The sequence below is a fragment of the Gilliamella sp. wkB178 genome (genome assembly GCF_001690705.1).
GTDB lineage: Bacteria > Pseudomonadota > Gammaproteobacteria > Enterobacterales > Orbaceae > Gilliamella > Gilliamella apicola_K.
This window is the reverse complement of record NZ_LZGK01000011.1, coordinates 535,811-556,460: the sequence shown is the minus strand read 5'-3', so window position 1 is coordinate 556,460 and position 20,650 is coordinate 535,811. Positions and strand designations below refer to the sequence as shown.

Here is a 20,650-nt window from a genome sequence, read left to right as displayed (position 1 = left end):
TGTATTAATAAAACATACTTATAAAAGTGATTGAGTATATATTGATAGCAAGATCAAAAAAAGATATATTTGTGATCCCTATTTAACTGTATTAGTTTTATAACATTTTGAGCCAATATCTATGACCAATTTTAGAATATTTTTGTTATTTATTCTTCCTTTTATGTCTTTCTTATTACAAGCACAACCGGTTGAACCTTATATTGCTTCTTTACCTAAAGGTAGTGATTTATCTATTTTAGTACAATCTGTGGGTAATAATCCTAAAATATTAGCTAAATATAAAAGTGATCAATTTAAACAGCCGGCTAGTACTCAAAAAGTTATAACTGCACTAGCAGCACAATTAGAATTAGGTAGTAATTTTCGTTTTGTAACTCAGATATTAACTAATGGCTCAATTAGTAACAAACAGTTAAATGGTGATCTTATTATTCAGTTAAGTGGCGATCCCACTTTTACTAGAGATAGATTGAAGACTATGCTCGCTTCTTTACGTCAACAAGGTATAGAAAAAATATCCGGAAATATTGTGTTAGACACTTCAATATTTACCAGTCACGATAAAGCCGAAGGTTGGTCATGGAATAACTTAACAGCTTGTTATAATGCCCCGCCATCGGCCGCCATTATTGATGATAATTGTTTTTATGCCACTATTACACCTGGAAAAGTGGGTAGTAGCGCATCAGTTTCGGTATCATCTAGTAATCCGGTAATAGTAACTGCTAATGTAAAAACCATCGCTGGTAATAGTAAGGATTTAAATGATAAGTATTGTGAATTAGATGTCAGTTATGCTGACAAAAATCGCTACCACTTATCTGGATGTATCGCCGCAAGTTCTGAAAAAACACCGTTAAAATTTGCCGTACTTGACGGTATTGACTATTTTTCTTCAATTTTAAAAAATGAACTTAAACAACAAAAGATTACTTATAGTGGCGCGCTTATCGAAAAAAATCAAAAGACAAATTCAAAGCTAACCTTATTAGCTTCAAGTCAATCAGCACCTCTTTCCGAGTTATTAACCGTGATGCTCAAAAAATCAAATAATTTGTATGCTGATGCTATTTTTAGAACCTTAGGAGCACATTATTTTAATATTCAGGGAACATGGCGTAATGGTGGGGATGCGGTCAAGCAAATTTTACGCAAAAAAGCAGCAATCAATCTTGAAAATTTGGTGATAGCCGATGGCTCTGGATTATCCCGACTCAATTTAGTTAGTGCAGATAAATTAATGGAAATGCTGCAGTATATCGCGATGAATAATTCGCAACTCGGTATTATTGAAAAACTGCCAATTGCTGGTGTCGATGGTACACTGCAGTATCGTAAGAGTTTTAGTCAACCACCATTCAAACAAGCTATTCGAGCAAAAACTGGATATATACAAGGCAGTTATAATTTGGCCGGATTTATTCAGCAAGCGGATGGTAGTTATGTTGCATTTGTGCAGTTATTATCGGGTTATCAAGCTGATAGTCAAGGTGAACCTAAAAATGGTGCTATAATGCGATTTGAATCAGAATTTTATAAAAATTTCATTAATTAATAATTGCTTAATTAGAATTTATTTACAGGTCAGGTAAGTGTTTTTATAGTAAAACATATAACTGACCTGAAATATTTTGACAGCATAAAGCATTAGTTAGATAGTATCTCCTAAGAAGCCACCACTTTGGTGCTTCCAAAGTTGTGCATATAAACCATTTTTTTGCAGCAGTTGCTGATGGTTACCTTGTTCAATAATCTTACCTTGATCGAGTACGATTAATCTATCCATTGCCGCAATGGTTGATAACCGGTGAGCAATAGCAATAACCGTTTTACCTTCCATTAAGGTGTATAAACTCTCTTGGATTGCTTGTTCAATTTCAGAATCAAGGGCACTTGTTGCTTCGTCTAAAAGTAAAATAGGGGCATTTTTCAGAATGACACGAGCAATAGCAATACGTTGCCGTTGCCCCCCAGATAGTTTAATACCGCGTTCACCAACATAAGCATCATAACCTTTCCTACCATTGGCATCGACTAATGATTGAATAAAATGATCGGCTTGAGCTTTTTGGGCGGCTGTTATCATTTCTTGTTCGCTAGCAGAATTATTGCCATAGAGTAAATTTTCGCGTACTGAACGATGTAATAAAGAGGTATCTTGCGTTACCATGCCAATTTGAGCACGTAAACTTTCTTGGCTAACGGTAGTAATATCTTGATCGTCAATAATAATCTGCCCTTTTTGTAAATCATAAAAACGTAGTAATAAACTAATAAGTGTTGATTTACCTGCTCCGGAACGACCCACTAAGCCAATTTTTTCACCAGGATTAATGGTTAAGTCAAAATCTTGAATCACCGAAGTATGTGATTTTTCTTCATAACTGAAGTAAACATGTTTGAATTCCACTTTGCCTTGGCTAACTTTAAGTGAAGTAGCATGGGGATGATCGACTACTGTTTTAGTGGCGGAAAAGGTATTAATCCCATCTTCAACAACGCCAATATTTTCAAATAAACCAGCGATTTCCCACATGATCCAATGTGATAACCCATTTAAACGCAATGCCACCGCTGTGGTGGTAGCGATTGCTCCAATTTGTACTAATTGATTTGTCCATAACCATAAAGCTACACCAGTGGTACTTAATATTAATGAAATAGTTAATAAATGATTCACTATTTCAAAACTACTCACTAAGCGCATTTGTTTATTTACGGTGACTAAAAAATCGTCCATTGATTCTTGGGCATACTTAGCTTCATTTCCCGCATGGGTAAATAATTTTACGGTCATAATATTAGTATAAGCATCAGTTACTCGCCCCGTCATAGTTGAACGAGCATCGGCTTGCATACTGGCAACCTTACTGAGCCTGGGAATAAAATAATACATGGCAACACCATAAATAACACACCAACCTACGAAGGGCAGTAATAACCAAGGTGCGAGTTGGCCGATTATTGTAGCCATAGTGATAAATGAGATCAGAACAAATATCAAAATATCAGCAATTAAAAAACAGGTGTCCCTAACGGCTAATGCCGTTTGCATAACTTTGGCTGAAATTCTTCCGGCGAATTCATCTTGGAAAAATTGCATGCTTTGATTAAGCACTAATCTATGTAAATTCCAACGCATCCGCATTGGGAAATTACCAGCTAAGCACTGATGTTTAATGATAGTTTGTAATCCAACTATCAATGTACTTGCTATGATAACTAATGCTAATAACATTAGTGTACCTTTTTCTTGTTGCCAAAACTTATCCGGTTCAACAACGGCTAACCAATCGACAATTTTACCAAGTGCAGCAAACAAAAAAGCTTCAAAAACTCCACCTAATGCACTCAGAATGATCAGTAATAATATAAAAATACGTGTGCCTTTAGTTGCTTGCAAAATGAAACTAAAAATATTTTTAGCTGCAGGTTGTGGTTCATCTTGAGGATAAGGTGATACCATTTTTTCAAAAAATCGATACATAACGAACCTAATTATTAATAAGATTGTTCACTGATAATTATATCAATGACATTTAACATGAAGGGATAGAGCCAAAAACTAGAACAGTCTAGTACTAAAAAATTAAATAAAAGCCATAATGATAGCCGCTTAAGTTTATACTTATTGTTACTGAAGTAATGAAAAAACGAGGGGAAAGTGCGTATAATTTCCCCTTATTGATGTGATTATATCGTGAAAGATAATTTATGGCTATTAATCGGTTAAAAAATATCTTTAATTATTTGCACCACGCGACCAACAATCCGGTATTTATTGAAATCCGCTTTAGGAACTTCAATGGTTGGATATTGATTGTTATTACATATTAATATCCAACTACCAAGGGTTAAGCGAATTTTTCTTAATAAGGTAAAATCTTCATACTCAATTAGGTAAATGGCACCATCGATTATATCGGCAGTTTCGGTATTGATAATTAAGCCATTGTTATTTTCAATTTCCGGTAACATTAAATCACCTTTAGCCCAGTAGATAATTAATTTGTGTATATCTAATCCTCGATGGGAAGCCCAACCTTCTACAATAGGGTAATTCATGACCGGTGGTGTTTCACGAATATAGCGTTGCGTTTGTGCTTCAGTTTTTGACGGTTGTTGTTTTTTATAAACGGGAATGCGATAGATATTTTCATTATAGACATCTTCATCATCTTCAGAATCTAACACTTCCAATTTATACCCCGTAGCAAGCCAGTTGAAAGAAACATTACATTTTTCGGCAATAACTTCTAAACGGGTAAGTGAAGGGTAGGTTTTTCCAGATAAATAATCTCTGATAACAGTTTCCGACATGTCACACTTTTTTGCAAAGGCAGAAACGGATAATCCTTGCATTGAAATTTGTAGTCTGTCTTTGAAAGTTTTTACATTTTTATTTTTAATTGTATTCATTGCTGACTCTTTTTTCTTTATTCATCCATATTATTATTATAATTCATATTATAAAATTTTCACACACATCTATTTGATGAAAAAACGATGTTAAAATGTGTATTTCCTTTTTTAATATTGTTTTATTGTGTTGTTTAATTATTTTTACGTGGTATTTTTTATTTTAAAATATACTTTTTTTATTTTTAAAAATGCGATTATTTATGTTTTTTCTGCTTAAACTTATCGTTTTTTATTGTTTTTAACTTATTTGTTATGCTTTAAATGAATTAAAATTAATAAAATTGATATATGTCAAATGTGGCGCTATATATTTACTTAGGTTGTATTCCTGTTTTATTTTATTTGCGCTTGATTTATTTGGTTTTTTTATCATATGTATAATATCACAAAAAACAAATAAAAACGTTGACTTTAGCGAAAAAAAATGGATAATAAGCAGGGTAAGGATTTTTCATTGTTTTCTTTCCTTATATTCCTTATATTTCATGTTGGCCTGTATATTTTTATACAGGTCTTTTTTTTATTCTTGAACTCATCATGAAATCCATTTATAAACATAGTATAATAAAAACCATAGCAAACTGTTTTTAAATCCAATAAGCAATACAATCATCATGTCTATTTTAAGAGGACTTGCCTATGTCATTCAGTATTCCACACCTTTTAGTTTTCCTTGCCGTAGTTGTCTTATTATTTGGAACTAAAAAGTTACGTAATTTAGGCTCAGATCTTGGCACTGCATTAAAAGGCTTTAAAAAAGCAATGAATGATGATGAGAATGACTCTAAAAATGATAATAGTTTAGATAAAAAGTAAGCATATTATTATGAGTATTAGTTTCGATGTAGCCATTGTAGGGGGAGGGTTAGTTGGCTTAGCTACAGCTTGTGCGCTTAGTCAATGTGATCTTAATGTTGTGCTTATTGATACTAAAGTTCAGCAATATGCAGATTTAGATTCTGATAAAATAGGGGTACGTGCCTCAGCAATTAATGGTTCAAGCCAACATTATTTTGCTCAAATTGGTATTTGGGATGATTTGTGTGCCAGTCAACGCGTCCAAGATTTTTCTGAAATAGCAGTTTGGGAAAAAGGCGGGCAAGCTCAGCTATCAGCTCAGGCTCAAGATTTTGGTTATCAAAATTTAGGTTATATCATCGAAAATCATGTCATTTCACATTATCTTTATCAATACGCATTAACTTGTTCGAATATTAGTTTTTTTAACAGTGAAGCTGTTAATAGTGTATTTAATGATGATTATGCTTATTTAACATTAGCTGATAATACAATCTTACAAGTTAAGCTCGTTATTGGAGCTGATGGTGCGCACTCATGGATACGCCAACAACAAAATATCTCAGTTATCGCTCGAGATTATATTCATCATGCCTTGATAACAACAGTGACCACAGAGTATCCGCACCAATCATGTGCTAAGCAGATTTTTTACCCAAATGGGATTGTAGCCTTTCTACCGCTTTGGCAAGCTAATAAAAGCTGCCTAGTTTGGTCAACTAAACCTGCAATTGCAACTAATTTAGCTGCTCTGCCGGAATCCGAATTTACTAATGAGCTAATGGCTTTAACCGGTGACAAAGTGGGGCATTGTCAGTTAATTAATCCGCGCATGGTGTTTCCTCTTAAAGCGCGGTTTGCAAAACGGTTTATAAAACATCGGTTAGTTCTGATTGGGGATGCTGCTCACACTATTCATCCGCTAGCTGGGCAAGGGGTTAATTTAGGTTTTCAAGATTCAGCACTTTTAGTGGCAACGATTAAAAACTTAATTAATTGTAACAAAGACATTGGCCTGCCAATAAATTTGCAAGCGTATCAGTTTGCTCGGCGTAAAGATACTTTAGTTATGTTAGCCACAATGCGGACAATCCAAGATATGTTTAATGGCGATCTTTTATTGAAAAAAATGCTCCGTACATTTGGAATGAATGCCATTGATCACTGTTCACCATTAAAAAAACAGCTAATTAAATATGCAATGCATATTTAACAGCTATTTAATTTTTATTCATTATGTTAGGCTACTTATTTAAAGAAGTTAGATTTATTTTGTCAAGATGTTTCCTGAGAAGTATACGTTTTAGTATAAAATATCCAAGTGATAAGGCCGATTAAAGCAAGTATAATTCCGGTAACAATAATGGCAAACCATCCATAATGGCTGTATAAGTAAGTAGATGTCACTGAGCCTAACATTCCGCCAATAAAATAACTAACCATGTACCCGGTATTCATGCGGCTACGCGCTTCTGGCCTGATTTGATAAATTGCATTCATATTAGAAACATGGGTGACTTGTACGGCAAAATCTAGCAGTATTACACCTAAGATTAAAGCAATTATTGAGTAATGAGCTAACGATAGTGGTAACCATGAAAGTAACAGCAAAGCCAAGCCAATTGAGGTAGCTATAAAGCCTTTGCCTTTGTCGGATAATTTGCCAACAATTGGTGATCCCAAGGCCCCAGCTGCTCCGGCAAAACCAAATAAGCCAATAATAAAATCAGAATAATGATAAGGAGGATCACTTAATAAAAAGGCTAAAGGTGTCCATAAGAGTGAAAATATGGCAAACGAAATTACTGCAAGTACCGAGCGAATTCTTAATGTGCGTTCCTGTCGGTAGAGGGAGCCAATTGAAAACATTAATTGCCAATAGTTAATATTGGTTTTATTGCGATAACTTGGTAAAGAAAGTCCAAGAAGGAGAGTTACGATGATCATGATGACAGTTGCGATCCAATAAACATCGTGCCAATCAGCAATTGATGAAATTGCACCAGCAAATGATCGCCCTAGCAATATTCCCAATAACATACCACTCATCAATGTACCCACAATTTTGCCACGGTGTTCTGGTTTTGCTAGTGTAGCTGCAAAAGGAATTAGCACTTGGGCAACGGCGGAAAATAATCCTGTTATTGCAGTACCAATAATTAACATCCATAAATTTTGTGATAAGGCACTAACTATAAGTCCACAAGTGGTTAAAATCATCAAAATAAGGATTAATTGTTTACGCTCAACTTTATCCCCAAGTGGAGTAATAAACAGTAACCCGACAGCATAACTAAATTGAGCGGCCATAATAATGGAGCCGGCATGTTCAATAGCAATATGTAAATCGGCAGTAATGGAATGTAATAGTGGTTGCGCATAGTAATTGCTAGCAATAGTTACACCAATAGCAAATGCCATTAAAAACACTAACCAAGCCGATAAACCTTGAGATTGTTTGCTGTGCATAAATAGAAGTAAATGGGAGTAAAAATGATGGTAGATTATATCCTAAAAAGGCAAAATTTGCAGGATGATGAGATCACTTAGTTATTTGCTGTAATAATTTATGAATAGGTGTTGCTAGTCCAATTTTGGCATCTTGGGTTGTTAGGTTATACCAACAACCAACGGATTCATCTAAACATTTATTATAATTTAATATTTCACAATGGATAGGGATAATATCCAAATGAAAATGACTAAAAGTATGGCGAAATGAGATTAACTGCTTGGGAGTAGTTGTTTTGATTCCATGTTGATTTAACCATTCAAATAATGCTTGTTCACTAGCGAACTCGGGTAAGCAATATAATCCTCCCCAAATGCCCACCGCAGGTCTTTTTTCAAGCCAAACACATTGATTTTGTTCAAGCAGTAAAAAGTAAGCCGTTTTTTCCGGCATAGTACTTTTGGGCTTTTTAGTTGGGAATTGTTGCCAACTTGCTGTTCGATATGCGATACAGTCAATATGTAAAGGGCAGATCGTACATTTTGGTTTGCTACGAGTACAAACCATCGCCCCAATATCCATCATTGCTTGATTAAATTTTGCAACTTGTTGCTGTGGTGTCACCTGTTCGCTTAATTGCCATAGTTTGTTTTCAATCGTTTTATTACCCGGCCAGCCTTCAATAGAAAAATAACGAGTTAACACCCGTTTTACATTACCATCTAAAATTGAATAATGTTGATTTTGTGCCAGCGATAAGATCGCCCCTGCGGTTGAGCGGCCTACACCAGGTAGTGCCAGCACATCAGCAAATTGGTTGGGGAACTGACCATGAAATTGCTCACTAATTATTTGTGCGGCTTTATGTAGATTACGTGCCCGCGCATAATAACCCAGCCCGGTCCACAGGTGCAGCACACTATCAATTGGCGCTTTAGCTAAATCAACAATAGTTGGGAAATGTTCAATAAAACGTTTGAAGTAGGGGATCACTGTAGCAACTTGGGTTTGCTGCAGCATGACTTCCGATAACCAAACATGATAAGAACTTTTTTCAATCTGCCACGGTAATGTTTTTCTACCATATTGCTCATACCATTGCAGTACCGCTTGCGAAAAATGTTGTGTTGTCACAATAATTATATTACCGCCGCAACTGAATCACTTGGGTAACAACCTAACACTTTTGAAAACAAAGTAATTGCTGATAATTCTTTTAACGCAGTTTGCATTTCATAAGAATTTATATTGCCTTGTAAATCAATATAAAACATCTCTTCCCACGGGTTACCATGAATCGGGCGAGACTCAAGTTTAGTCATGACAATATTATGTTCGCGCAGAACTAATAAAGCATCCACCAACGCACCTGCTTGCTGCCCGGTTTTCATTAAAATAGTGGTTTTTGCCGGGATTTGCTCGGAAACATCAACAGGTTTACGGGCGAGCACAATAAAGCGCGTAATATTTTCTTTTTGATTAGCAAAATTATGTTCAAGTACTTGTAAACCATATAGTTCACCACCGTCTTTATTACCCATAGCTGCAACTTTGGGGCTATTCAATTTAGCCACTGTTTCCATTGCTGACGAAGTGCTATCGCAATAAATAATCTTCCAATGAGGGAAATTTTCTAAAAAATGACTACATTGTTGAAAAGGTTGGGGGTGACTATAAACAGTATCAATTTGTTCAAGCTGAGCATTTGGTATTGCCAATATGCAGTGATCAATAGGTAGTGAAAGTTCACCAATTATGTGTAAATTTGTTTTTTGCAATAAATCGTAGACTTCGTTTATAGAACCAGAACTCGAATTTTCAATCGGTAAAATACCATAGTCGACAAATCCTTTTTCAACTTGTTCGAAAATATCTTTAAATGTGGTACAACCGGATTCAATCATTTTTTCTAAGTGTGTACTAGCATAACGACGAGCGGCTGAGTGCGAATAAGACCCTTTTGGGCCAAGAAAAGCCACTTTTGCAGTAACAATAGCTCCATGATTCAGTTTTTCTTGCAGAATTTTTTGTTGCAATAGCACAGAATCTTCAATAATGATCTGATATAAGCGTTTAATAAATATTTCATCAAGATGATATTCTTTACCTTGATTAATTAAGGTTTTTATTAGTGAGCGTTCACGTTCAGTATCACGAACAGGAATGTTAGCAGCAATTTTGGTATGAATTACCTCAGTAGCAAGTTCACGGCGTTTAGCTAAAATAGCTAACAAGGATTTATCAAGTTCGGTAATTTGGTCTCGTAATGGTAATAAAGGATTAGCAGTCATTTTTGATTTATATTATTAACAAGCGATACAATATTATAGCAAGCAAAAAAATAAAGGCACTCTTAAAGTGCCTTTTTAAATTAAATTTATTGGGATGGTCTCAACTATTCTTCTTCAGGTACAGTCCCTTTTATGCTGTCAAAAGCACGGCGGGATTCACCTTTATGTTGAAGTTTATTAAGCTGTTTTTCAAGTTTACCAATAAGATCATTAATTGCAGCGTACATATCTATATGCTTAGCAGAAGCAACTAATGGTGATCCTTTTGTAGCAATCGTTGCATCAATAATAAATCCATCGGGTTCTTTGGATAAAATAAAGTGAGGATTTATTAACTGTGCTCTCCATTTATCTAATTTAGTAAATTTATCTTCTAGATAACTGCGAATTGCTGGAGTTATATCCATTTGTTTACTGGTAATACTTAAAGTCATAGTAGACCTCCTTATAGTTGTTAACCAATATTGCTAACATGATTAATGTTGCTAATGACTACATTGGCAAATTATTTGTATTTCGTCAATAAAAAAATTATAACAATTTGATTATTATATAATTAAATAGAAAATAAATTGTTTGCTTAATTTGTGATAAATTTAATTTATCTGCTTTAAAACAGTAGTAGCAATAAATTACGAGTAGTATAAATAATATTGTCTAAATGTTACTGTGCTTGCCAGCAGTAATTAATCTAAATGCACCTTGAATTTGTTTTAGTATATACTAACTATAATTAGCAGTTTTAAGCGTTATGAATGAGGATAATGTGCATTATTTAGATAATATTAAAATAGTTTTAGTTGAAACATCTCATACAGGCAATATGGGTTCTGCCGCCAGAGCTATGAAAACTATGGGATTAACTAATCTTTGCTTGGTTAATCCAATTATTAAGCCTGACTCTCAATCAATTTCGTTAGCGGCCGGAGCCAGTGATATTATTAAAAATGCGCAGATCTTTTCATCACTAAACCAAGCGATTGCTGATTGTAATCTTGTGATAGGAACCAGTGCTCGTTCTCGTAGTTTACAATGGCCTAATTTAACGCCTAAAGAGTGTGCTGACAAAATCATACAACAAACGGTTAATAGCAAAGTAGCTTTGGTATTTGGTCGTGAACGCGTTGGTTTAACTAATGATGAACTACAAAAATGTGATTACCATGTTAGTATTCCAGCTAATCCTGATTATAGTTCTTTAAATTTGGCTATGTCGGTGCAAGTGCTTTGTTATGAAATTCGCATGTCGATGTTAAATACTCAAGATCTTACCAGCCAACCGATTGAAGTAGCCGATATTGATTTTCCAAGTAATGCTGATATTGAGCGTTTTTATCAGCATTTACAACAGACTTTATTAGATACCGGTTTCATTAATGCTAATCACCCGGGGCAAATTATGGGGCGTTTGCGGCGGTTATTTACGCGCGCACATATTGAGCAACAAGAATTGAATATTTTACGTGGGATTTTAACTTCAATTGATAAGAAGCTAAGATAATTGTTCAATAACAACACCCACAAAAATGTGGGTGTTTTAATAATTGTCTATTAATAGAAATTTATTAATTTTTTTTGCGCCAAGTAGTACCATTGGCACCATCTTCAACAAGAATATTCATGGCATTTAATTTGTCTCTGGCATCATCGGCGAGACCCCAGTTTTTATTAGCACGTGCTTCATTGCGTTGTTTAATCAAGGCTTCAACTAAGTTGGCATCAACATCATCTTGGTTTTCACCTTGCAAAAATTTAACAGGGTCTTGCTCTAGCAGCCCAAGAACTGAAGCTAAATAACGTAATTCTGCAGCTAATTCATTGGCTAATGACATATCATTATCGGCTTTAGCTTTATTAATCTCTCTAGCTAAATCAAATAAGGTTGAATATGCTTCCGGAGTATTAAAGTCATCATTCATGGCATTACAGAATTGCCGATAATAATCACTATCTGGCGTGGTGTGCGGATGGTTAGCATCGGTATCACGTAACGCAGTATATAAACGTTCAAGTGCTATTCGGGCTTGTTTTAAATTCTCTTCAGTGTAATTTAATTGACTACGATAATGGCCAGACAGTAAAAAATAACGGACTGTTTCGGCATCATAGTGTGTTAACACATCACGAATAGTGAAAAAATTATTTAATGATTTAGACATCTTTTCTTGGTCAATCATTACCATGCCAGAATGCATCCAATAGTTGACATATTGCCCGTCATGCGCACAGGTTGATTGGGCGATTTCATTTTCATGATGAGGAAACATCAAATCAGAACCACCGCCGTGAATATCAAAATGATGACCTAATTGGTAGCTATTCATAGCCGAACATTCAATGTGCCAACCGGGACGACCTTTACCCCAAGGGGAATCCCAGCTAGGTTCATTAGGTTTGGACATTTTCCAAAGTACAAAGTCCATTGGGTTACGTTTAACGTCAACCACATCTACACGTGCACCGGCTTGAAGCTGTTCTAAATTTTGACGCGATAAAATTCCATAATTGGGATCACTATCTACCGCAAACATAACATCACCATTATCGGCAATATACGCATGATCTTTTTTGAGTAGTTCTTCGACTAACTGAATAATTTGTGGCATATGGCGAGTAGCTCGCGGTTCAGCATCAGGTCGTTTAATATTAAGTGCGTCAAAATCGGCATACATTTCTTGTAACATGCGGTCAGTTAGTTGATCACAAGTTTCACCATTTTCAAGCGCACGTTTAATAATTTTGTCATCAACATCGGTGATATTGCGGACATAAGTTAATTCATAACCTAAAAAACGTAGATAGCGAGTGATAACGTCAAAGGCGACGAAAGTACGGGCATGGCCAATATGACAAAGATCGTAAATAGTCACTCCACACACATACATCCCAACTTTATTGGGGGTAATAGATTGAAATAGTTCTTTTTCACGAGTGAGGGTGTTATAGATCTTAAGCATAAAATATCCTAATGATAAATTGACATATTTACAGAAATGAAATTGGTGGCAATATAACAAAAAAAGGGTATTTACTCAATCAACTTGCAATTACAGACAATAATAATATAGAACGATGGATTAGTAATAGACTGTGTTAAAACCGATTTTATAGATTCCGTCGGCGACTACCGACGGAATTATTGTAGCAATTAAGTATTGAGCCTATTTTTCAAAAATATTGTGATGTAATAATTTTATAATAGTATCTGCTTCATTATTTTTTACTAAAAAGCAAGCGTTATGGGTACTTGCTCCATAACAACAAAGGCGAATGCTAAAATCATCTAAGGCACCAAAGACTTCTTTGGCTACACCTTTAGTGGTTGTAAGGTTATTGCCAATAATCGCAATTAATGCCAGATCTTCTTGTACTTCAACATGGCAAAGAGTAGAAAGTTCATCAAACAGCGCTTTGGTTAATAAGCTATTGCCATTGGTATTAGTACCGGTGGTATCGATAGTTAAGGCAACGCTTACCTCAGAAGTGGTAACTAAATCTACGGAAATATTATGTTTAGCTAAAATAGTAAATACATTAGCTAAAAAACCTTGGGCATAGAGCATGTTTAAACTGGTTAGTGTCAGTAATGTTTGTTTGCGCCGGAGTGCCAATGCTCTAAATGAAGGCAATTCTGAGGTAATACTATTGGTATTGTAAACAATTGTGCCCCCAGCTTGAGGGGCTTTACTGGAACCAACAAAAACAGGAATATTACTGCGCACAGCAGGAACTAGTGTGGCGGGGTGTAAGACTTTGGCTCCAAAAGTCGCCATTTCAGCCGCTTCAGCAAATGAAATTTCATCAATGCGTTTAGCTGCTGGTGTTATGCGAGGATCGGTAGTATAGATACCTGCTACATCGGTCCAAATATCAATTTGCGTTGCATTTAATGCTTCGCCAAGTAACGCCGCAGTATAATCACTTCCACCTCGACCTAATGTGGTGGTTTTACCAGAGCTTTCACTACCAATAAATCCTTGCGTAACAATAATGTTATTATTGATTAATGATTTTAGGTGTGCACAGCAAAGTTGTTTAATTTCTTCTATTTTAGGCACGGCTTTGCCAAATTTATTATCAGTACGCATCACTTTACGAACATCAAACCAAATAGCATGTTTTTGTTGTTCTTTCAAAATTTCGACAAAAAGCTTAGAAGACATTATTTCACCATGACTGACAAGTTCATCAGTTAAAGCTGGTGAAGTAGCAAGGCTAGCTGCCTCGGAAAGTGAAGCAATATTGCTAATGATCTGATCAATTTCAGCGCGTAATTGTGGGTTTTCAGGTAGTTGTTCTAAGATGTTGTATTGAATGGTTTGAATTTTAGCAAGATGTTGTGCGCGAACATCGGGGGCTCGTCCTTCTGCTAGCGCAACTAATAAATTAGTTATACCAGCGGAAGCTGATAACACTACAACTTTAACCTTAGGGTTTGCTATAACAATGTTAGCACTATTTACCATTGCAGGATAATCTGCAACACTAGTCCCACCAAATTTGGCAATTACAAATGATGTTTCCATGGATTCCTCATATTAAAAATTTTTATTTTTAAAAGAGATAGAGCGAGAGGAATGTTCAATTTGCAGATGAAAAAGTACAAACCATGAAGCGCTCCACCTGTTAGGGTGACAACCCAAGGGATTCAGCCCTTGCAGTCGATTTGATTGGTTGCTGAATTAACAATCAAACCTCGGCATTACATCCCCTTAATCATTTGTTAGCGGTTCCAGCACCTAAAATGATTTACCTGAGTAATGCGCCTCTTCTTTTTTTAAATCTCAATTATTTGAGTAATCATAAGATTAACGGTTTTGTTAATTATGTCAATAGATTACATATCAAAAAATTATTTATTATTAGGATGTTTTATTACAAATATTTATAATTCACGTTCAAATAATTCAATGATAGTTTGATATAATTTTTTGACAGTACATGCTTTGGTTGGTGTACTAAAGATGGTATCGTCGCCAGCAATTGATCCTAAAATACCTTCAGATTTACCAATTGAATCGAGTAATCGAGCAATTAATTGCGCTGCACCAGGGCTGGTGCGTATAACAACCATGGAACTATTATAATCAATATCTATCACTAAATTTTTTAATGGACTACTAGTTGTAGGTACACTCATTTCAGTTGGTAAGCAATATACCATTTCTGATTTAGCATTCCGGGTACGCACTGCGCCAAATTTAGTTAACATTCTTGATACTTTAGATTGATTAATATTATCAAATCCCTGTTCTTGTAAAGCTTGAACTATTTCAATTTGTGAACTGAACTTTTCTTGTAAAAGCATTTCTTTGAAAGTTTTAGTGAGTTCATCTTGTTTCATAATATTCCTTGGAAGGTGGTTAATTATTATTTTCAATAAAGCAGTATAAATTTGTATATATTATTGGGTAATTATACAATAATATTACATAATTATGCATTAAATCTGCATAAAATTATAAATTCTATTTACGCGCATTTTTTGGGCGAAAAGCTTTAACAATGTGTTCGTGCGTTTCTATATAAGGTCCATCTAGTAATTGGATGCAATAAGGAACACTGGCAAAAATTCCACTAACAATGACATTCCCTTGTTCATCTTTAACGCCTTCAAGTGTTTCTTGGATCGACCTAGGTTGCCCTGGGAGGTTTAAAATTAGACATTTATTGCGAATAACTGCAACTTGTCTTGATAAAATAGCTGTAGGCACAAAATGTAAACTAATTTGCCGCATTTGTTCACCAAATCCAGGCATAACACGATCTGCAATAGCCAATGTGGCATCAGGAGTAACATCGCGTAATGCCGGACCCGTTCCACCGGTAGTTATAATGAGATCACAATGTAAATTATCAACTAGATCACATAAGGTTGTTTCAATGATAGTTTGATCATCGGGAATGACTCGATTTTCAGTTACAAAAGGGGTTATTAATGCTGTTTGTAACCAAGTTATCAGTGCTGGGATACCTTGGTCTTGATAAGTGCCATTTGATGCTCTATCTGATACAGAAACTAAGCCAATTTTAAGCATACTATTTATTCCTTAATGATCTTATTTACCTATAAATTTATTACCAATATTAGGTTATTGCAATTAGGTTATGCCATTATGCTCAGCATAATTTTATTTTAGTTATTACGAATAATACTAAAAATACCTTTACAACAACAGATTAGATTGACTATATTGATAAATTTATTAAAAAAATAAAATCCCTAATTATTAGCAAATTATTCACTTAGGATAAATTTATGTTAGCCACTCCGGCGTTAGAATTAATCGCGCTCAAAAAAATTTATAAAAATGGTGTACAAGCATTAAAAGGTATCAATTTGACAGTCCAGTCTGGTGATTTTTATGCTTTGTTAGGACCAAATGGTGCAGGTAAATCTACTACAATTGGTATTATTAGTTCCTTAGTTACTAAAACTTCAGGTCAAGTGAAAATTTTTGGTTATGATTTAGATACTGAAGTGGTTAATGCCAAAAGACAATTGGGCCTTGTGCCACAAGAATTTAATTTTAATCAGTTTGAGGAAGTGATACAAATAGTCGCTAATCAAGGTGGTTATTATGGTTTGCCGCGTAAGTTAGCCTTAGAACGAGCGGAGAAATATTTAAAAATTTTAGATCTATGGGATAAACGCCATAGTCGAGCTGGTATGTTATCAGGGGGCATGAAAAGGCGTTTAATGATAGCTAGAGCCTTGGTTCACGAACCTAAATTATTAATTCTCGATGAACCTACTGCAGGTGTCGATATTGAGTTGCGACGGTCGATGTGGGATTTCCTGCGTAAAATTAACCAACAAGGTATAACTATAATTCTTACAACACATTATTTAGAAGAGGCAGAAATGCTTTGCCGCCATATTGGTATTATTCAACATGGTGAATTAATTGCAAATTCGTCCATGCGTGATCTGTTAGCTAATAGTCAATCAGAAACAATTATTATTGACTATTTACCCACAGCTAACCCAGTTGTATTAAATGATTATTGTTTTTCAGAAATTGAACCTGGTGAGTTAGAAGTGAGAATCGATAAAAAATTGGGGTTAAATTATTTATTTGAGCAACTTAATCAACAACAAATTAAAGTAATTAGTATGCGCAATAAAGCTAATCGATTAGAAGAGTTATTCGTAAGCCTTTTGCATGATGACAGTCAAGGGAAAGGGGGAATTTCATGAATAGTTTATACTGGATAGCCTTAAAAAGTATTTGGCGTAAGGAAGTTACGCGATTTTTAAGGATATGGATTCAAACTTTGATTCCTCCTGTTATCACCATGTCACTGTATTTTATTATTTTTGGGAATTTAATTGGTTCGCGAGTAGGAAATATGGGGGGCTTTAGTTATATGGCATTCATTGTGCCGGGGCTAATTATGATGTCGGTGATAACTAACTCTTATACTAATGTTTGTTCATCTTTTTTTAGTGCGAAATTTCAGCATAATATTGAAGAGTTATTGGTTGCACCAGTGCCAACACATATTATTATTTGGGGTTATGTTGGCGGTGGTGTTATGAGGGGTATTTTAACAGGGGTTTTAGTCACTATAGTGTCATTGCTTTTTGTTAGTTATCAAGTTCACTCGTGGTTTTTTGTTATTTGTACTTTATTGTTAACTTCCGTTTTATTTTCATTAGCAGGCTTACTTAATGCGGTTTTTGCTAAAAGTTTTGATGATATTAGTATTATACCAACTTTTGTTTTGACACCGTTAACTTATCTAGGTGGAGTATTTTATTCAATAACTATGCTACCAGCTATTTGGCAGTGGGTATCTAAACTCAATCCAATTGTGTATATGATTAATGGTTTTCGTTATGGTTTTTTAGGTATTAGTGATGTGTCATTATGGGTAACATTTTCGATGTTAATTTTATTCGTTTCAGTTCTTTATTTATTAGCTTGGCGGTTAATTGAGAAAGGTAAGGGATTACGTAACTGACGCGAATGAGTAGTATTGATTGTGATGATACCGCCGATTTCTCGGCGGTATCAATTTTTATTGTGCACCAGCAACGGCTTCTTTAGCCATTTGCGTTATTTTAGCAAAGTCACCTTTAGCAATGGCATCGGTTGGAATGAACCAAGTACCACCAACACAAAGTACATTATTTAATGCTAAATAATCGCGGTAATTTTTAGAGTTTACACCACCAGTTGGGCAAAACTTCATATAACTACAAGGACCAGCAAAGGCTTTTAATGCAGCTACGCCACCATTTATTTCTGCAGGAAAGAATTTTAATGCAGTTAAACCATATTCTTGGGCAGTTAATAGTTCAGAAATAGTAGCAATACCAGGGATTACAGGTACCGAACCTTCAACGGCAGCTTTCAAAATACCATCAGTAATACCAGGGGTAATTATAAATTCTACACCAGCATCTGTAACTTGTTTTAATTGCTCAACAGTAGTTACAGTACCTGCTCCTACAACGGCTTCAGGAACTTCTTTAATGATTTTCTTGATGGCATCTAGCGCACAGGCAGTTCTTAGAGTAACCTCTAATACTTTAACACCACCAGCAATAAGAGCTTTAGCTAATGGAACAGCATCTTCTAAACGTTCAATCACAATAACAGGAACCACTGGGCCCATAGTTAAAATTTCTTCAGCACTTTTTTTCCAGTTTTTCATTTGTTCTTTATCCATTTCATATTGTTAATTAAATATCTTATTAATCTCTAGTAAATGAGATTATTTTATTATTCATAAATGCCTAGTTTCTTTTCTAAATAGTGAATATTAGTGCCACCTTTTTGGAAATTTTTATCATTCATTATTTCAATATGCAGTTCAATATTAGTTTTAATGCCATCAATAACAAGTTCAGCTAGCGCATTTTTCATGCGTGCAATTGCAACTGCTCGCGTTTCACCATAGGCAATTAATTTACCAATCATTGAATCATAATAAGGTGGTACAGTATAACCAGCATAAATATGGGATTCCCAACGAATTCCGAAACCTCCAGGTGCATGGAAACGGGTAATTTTGCCTGGTGAAGGCATAAATGTTTTTGGATCTTCAGCGTTTATTCGGCATTCAATGGCATGACCTTTGATATTAATATCGCTTTGTTTTATTGATAGCGGTTTACCAGTGGCAATTAAAATTTGTTCTCTAATGAGATCTACACCGGTTATCATTTCTGTAACTGGGTGTTCTACTTGAATGCGAGTATTCATTTCAATGAAATAAAATTCACCGTTCTCAAATAAAAACTCAAAAGTACCTGCTCCACGATAGCCGATCTCGATGCATGCATTTACGCAGCGCTCTCCAATAAACTGCCGCATTTTAGCTGTTATACCTACTGCAGGTGCTTCTTCAACAACTTTTTGGTGGCGTCTTTGCATTGAACAATCACGTTCTCCTAAATAAACGGCATGACCTTGCCCATCAGAAAGAACTTGTATTTCTATATGACGTGGGTTTTCTAGGAATTTCTCCATATACACCATGTCATTATTAAAAGCAGTTTTAGCTTCTAGTTTGGTCATTTTAATTGATTGTTCAAGCTCTTTCTCTTCGCGAACAATACGCATTCCTCGACCACCACCACCACCAGAAGCTTTGATAATAACTGGATAACCAATTTGTTTGGCAATTTGTTTATTGGTTTCCATATCATTACTTAGTGGACCATCAGAACCAGGCACACAAGGTACTCCAGCTTTTTTCATGGCATGAATAGCTGAGACTTTATCACCCATTAAGCGAATAGTATCAGGTTTTGGTCCAATAAAAATAAAACCAGAACGTTCAACTTGTTCTGCAAAATCAGCATTTTCAGATAAAAAGCCATAACCAGGATGAATAGCGGCAGCGCCAGTTACTTCAGCTGCTGAAATTAATGCGGGAATATTAAGATAACTTTTTGCTGAAGCTGCCGGACCGATGCAGACAGTTTCGTCAGCAAGTAACACATGTTTTAAATCTTTATCTGCCGTTGAGTGAACCGCGACAGTTTTAATACCCAGTTCTTTACATGCTCGTAAGATGCGTAGAGCTATTTCTCCACGGTTCGCAATAAGAATTTTATCAAGCATATTCAATCTCTTAATCGTATAAGTATATAAATTCGTATTATTCAATAATGAATAGTGGCTGATCAAATTCAACTGGTTGACCATTTTCAACTAAAATAGCTTTGATAGTACCAGCTTTTTCTGATTCGATTTGGTTCATCATTTTCATTGCCTCAACAATGCAAAGGACATCACCAACATTTACCGTTTGCCCAACTTCAACAAAAGCTTTTGATTCTGGACTTGGTGTACGATAGAAAGTTCCAACCATTGGTGATTTTATGATATTATCTGTTGTTGTAGTAGGCTCTGCTGACTCACTAACAACTTCAGTTGAAGCGTTAGGGGCAACCACAACTGGCGCAGCTTGAGGAATTTGAATATTTTGTATTGGCGCAGAATAGTTTGTTGTTGGAACAGTACGACTAATTCGAACCGATTCTTCTCCTTCAGAAATTTCAAGTTCAGAAATACCTGATTCTTCAACTAACTCAATTAATTTTTTAATTTTGCGTATATCCATGAATTACACCGTGTTTGTTTGATATAAATAACAATTATTATAATGCATCCTTTTTATACCTAAAAGCATTGCTCTAAATGATAATAAGGCTATAACTAAGCAT

General features: G+C 35.1%; 19 protein-coding genes and 1 riboswitch. Of the genes, 6 read left to right on the top strand and 13 right to left on the bottom strand.

Annotated features, from left to right (window positions below):
* Positions 1 to 121 precede the first annotated feature (121 nt).
* A complete protein-coding gene (dacB, locus tag A9G13_RS04095; protein ID WP_065556325.1) occupies positions 122 to 1,558 on the top strand; it encodes a serine-type D-Ala-D-Ala carboxypeptidase in 1,437 nt (478 codons plus the stop codon).
* 96 nt (positions 1,559 to 1,654) lie between these two features.
* Here dacB and A9G13_RS04090 read toward each other — a convergent pair whose 3' ends face one another.
* Both A9G13_RS04090 and A9G13_RS04085 read right to left on the bottom strand, forming a co-directional pair.
* Positions 1,655 to 3,490, bottom strand: coding sequence for an ABC transporter ATP-binding protein (locus A9G13_RS04090; protein ID WP_065556324.1), 1,836 nt, complete (start codon positions 3,488 to 3,490; stop codon positions 1,655 to 1,657).
* Between the two features lie 242 nt (positions 3,491 to 3,732).
* The gene (locus A9G13_RS04085) at positions 3,733 to 4,422 is read right to left on the bottom strand and encodes a LexA family transcriptional regulator (RefSeq protein WP_065556323.1); all 690 of its coding nucleotides are present in this window, start codon (positions 4,420 to 4,422) and stop codon (positions 3,733 to 3,735) included.
* A gap of 642 nt (positions 4,423 to 5,064) precedes the next feature.
* Between A9G13_RS04085 and tatA the strand changes: the two genes are divergently transcribed.
* Both tatA and A9G13_RS04075 read left to right on the top strand, forming a co-directional pair.
* Positions 5,065 to 5,241 (top strand): Sec-independent protein translocase subunit TatA, encoded by a 177-nt coding sequence (gene tatA, locus A9G13_RS04080; protein WP_065556322.1) that lies wholly within the window; start codon positions 5,065 to 5,067, stop codon positions 5,239 to 5,241.
* Positions 5,242 to 5,251: 10 nt separating this feature from the next.
* A complete protein-coding gene (locus A9G13_RS04075; RefSeq protein WP_065556321.1) occupies positions 5,252 to 6,436 on the top strand; it encodes an FAD-dependent monooxygenase in 1,185 nt (394 codons plus the stop codon).
* 62 nt (positions 6,437 to 6,498) lie between these two features.
* On the opposite strand, the gene A9G13_RS04070 is transcribed toward A9G13_RS04075, so the two are convergent.
* The 4 genes from A9G13_RS04070 to raiA form a co-directional block, all read right to left on the bottom strand.
* Positions 6,499 to 7,692, bottom strand: coding sequence for an MFS transporter (locus A9G13_RS04070; protein ID WP_065556320.1), 1,194 nt, complete (start codon positions 7,690 to 7,692; stop codon positions 6,499 to 6,501).
* A gap of 73 nt (positions 7,693 to 7,765) precedes the next feature.
* A complete protein-coding gene (mutY, locus tag A9G13_RS04065; RefSeq protein ID WP_065556319.1) occupies positions 7,766 to 8,812 on the bottom strand; it encodes an A/G-specific adenine glycosylase in 1,047 nt (348 codons plus the stop codon).
* A gap of 2 nt (positions 8,813 to 8,814) precedes the next feature.
* The gene (gene pheA, locus A9G13_RS04060) at positions 8,815 to 9,966 is read right to left on the bottom strand and encodes a bifunctional chorismate mutase/prephenate dehydratase (protein WP_065556318.1); all 1,152 of its coding nucleotides are present in this window, start codon (positions 9,964 to 9,966) and stop codon (positions 8,815 to 8,817) included.
* 104 nt (positions 9,967 to 10,070) lie between these two features.
* A complete protein-coding gene (gene raiA / locus A9G13_RS04055) occupies positions 10,071 to 10,400 on the bottom strand; it encodes a ribosome-associated translation inhibitor RaiA (RefSeq protein ID WP_065556317.1) in 330 nt (109 codons plus the stop codon).
* Positions 10,401 to 10,789: 389 nt separating this feature from the next.
* On the opposite strand from raiA, the gene trmJ reads away from it, so the two are divergent.
* Entirely contained in the window at positions 10,790 to 11,467 is a 678-nt protein-coding gene (trmJ, locus tag A9G13_RS04050; protein ID WP_442902792.1) for a tRNA (cytosine(32)/uridine(32)-2'-O)-methyltransferase TrmJ, read from the top strand.
* A 64-nt stretch (positions 11,468 to 11,531) separates the two neighbouring features.
* On the opposite strand, the gene cysS is transcribed toward trmJ, so the two are convergent.
* The 4 genes from cysS to mog all read right to left on the bottom strand — a co-directional run bounded on the left by cysS (position 11,532) and on the right by mog (position 16,004).
* Positions 11,532 to 12,923, bottom strand: coding sequence for a cysteine--tRNA ligase (gene cysS, locus A9G13_RS04045; RefSeq protein ID WP_065556315.1), 1,392 nt, complete (start codon positions 12,921 to 12,923; stop codon positions 11,532 to 11,534).
* Between the two features lie 204 nt (positions 12,924 to 13,127).
* Positions 13,128 to 14,492 (bottom strand): lysine-sensitive aspartokinase 3, encoded by a 1,365-nt coding sequence (gene lysC, locus A9G13_RS04040; protein WP_065556314.1) that lies wholly within the window; start codon positions 14,490 to 14,492, stop codon positions 13,128 to 13,130.
* Between the two features lie 78 nt (positions 14,493 to 14,570).
* A riboswitch (Lysine riboswitch) is annotated at positions 14,571 to 14,745 on the bottom strand.
* A gap of 106 nt (positions 14,746 to 14,851) precedes the next feature.
* Positions 14,852 to 15,310, bottom strand: coding sequence for a transcriptional regulator ArgR (gene argR, locus A9G13_RS04035; protein WP_065556313.1), 459 nt, complete (start codon positions 15,308 to 15,310; stop codon positions 14,852 to 14,854).
* Between the two features lie 124 nt (positions 15,311 to 15,434).
* Positions 15,435 to 16,004: a molybdopterin adenylyltransferase gene (gene mog, locus A9G13_RS04030; RefSeq protein ID WP_065556312.1), complete on the bottom strand. Its 570-nt coding sequence runs from the start codon at positions 16,002 to 16,004 to the stop codon at positions 15,435 to 15,437.
* 221 nt (positions 16,005 to 16,225) lie between these two features.
* Between mog and A9G13_RS04025 the strand changes: the two genes are divergently transcribed.
* Both A9G13_RS04025 and A9G13_RS04020 read left to right on the top strand, forming a co-directional pair.
* Positions 16,226 to 17,167 carry an ABC transporter ATP-binding protein gene (locus A9G13_RS04025; protein ID WP_065556311.1) on the top strand — a complete coding sequence of 314 codons (942 nt, stop codon included), beginning with the start codon at positions 16,226 to 16,228 and terminating at the stop codon, positions 17,165 to 17,167.
* On the top strand, positions 17,164 to 17,934 hold the full coding sequence (locus A9G13_RS04020; RefSeq protein ID WP_065556310.1) for an ABC transporter permease: 771 nt from the start codon (positions 17,164 to 17,166) through the stop codon (positions 17,932 to 17,934). Before A9G13_RS04025 ends, A9G13_RS04020 begins: the two co-directional genes overlap by 4 nt.
* Before the next feature lie 57 nt (positions 17,935 to 17,991).
* On the opposite strand, the gene A9G13_RS04015 is transcribed toward A9G13_RS04020, so the two are convergent.
* The 3 genes from A9G13_RS04015 to accB all read right to left on the bottom strand — a co-directional run bounded on the left by A9G13_RS04015 (position 17,992) and on the right by accB (position 20,547).
* Positions 17,992 to 18,630: a bifunctional 4-hydroxy-2-oxoglutarate aldolase/2-dehydro-3-deoxy-phosphogluconate aldolase gene (locus A9G13_RS04015; RefSeq protein ID WP_065556389.1), complete on the bottom strand. Its 639-nt coding sequence runs from the start codon at positions 18,628 to 18,630 to the stop codon at positions 17,992 to 17,994.
* A gap of 68 nt (positions 18,631 to 18,698) precedes the next feature.
* Positions 18,699 to 20,045, bottom strand: a complete 1,347-nt coding sequence (accC, locus tag A9G13_RS04010) for an acetyl-CoA carboxylase biotin carboxylase subunit (protein WP_065556309.1) — start codon at positions 20,043 to 20,045, stop codon at positions 18,699 to 18,701.
* 37 nt (positions 20,046 to 20,082) lie between these two features.
* Entirely contained in the window at positions 20,083 to 20,547 is a 465-nt protein-coding gene (gene accB, locus A9G13_RS04005) for an acetyl-CoA carboxylase biotin carboxyl carrier protein (RefSeq protein ID WP_065556308.1), read from the bottom strand.
* Positions 20,548 to 20,650 lie beyond the last annotated feature (103 nt).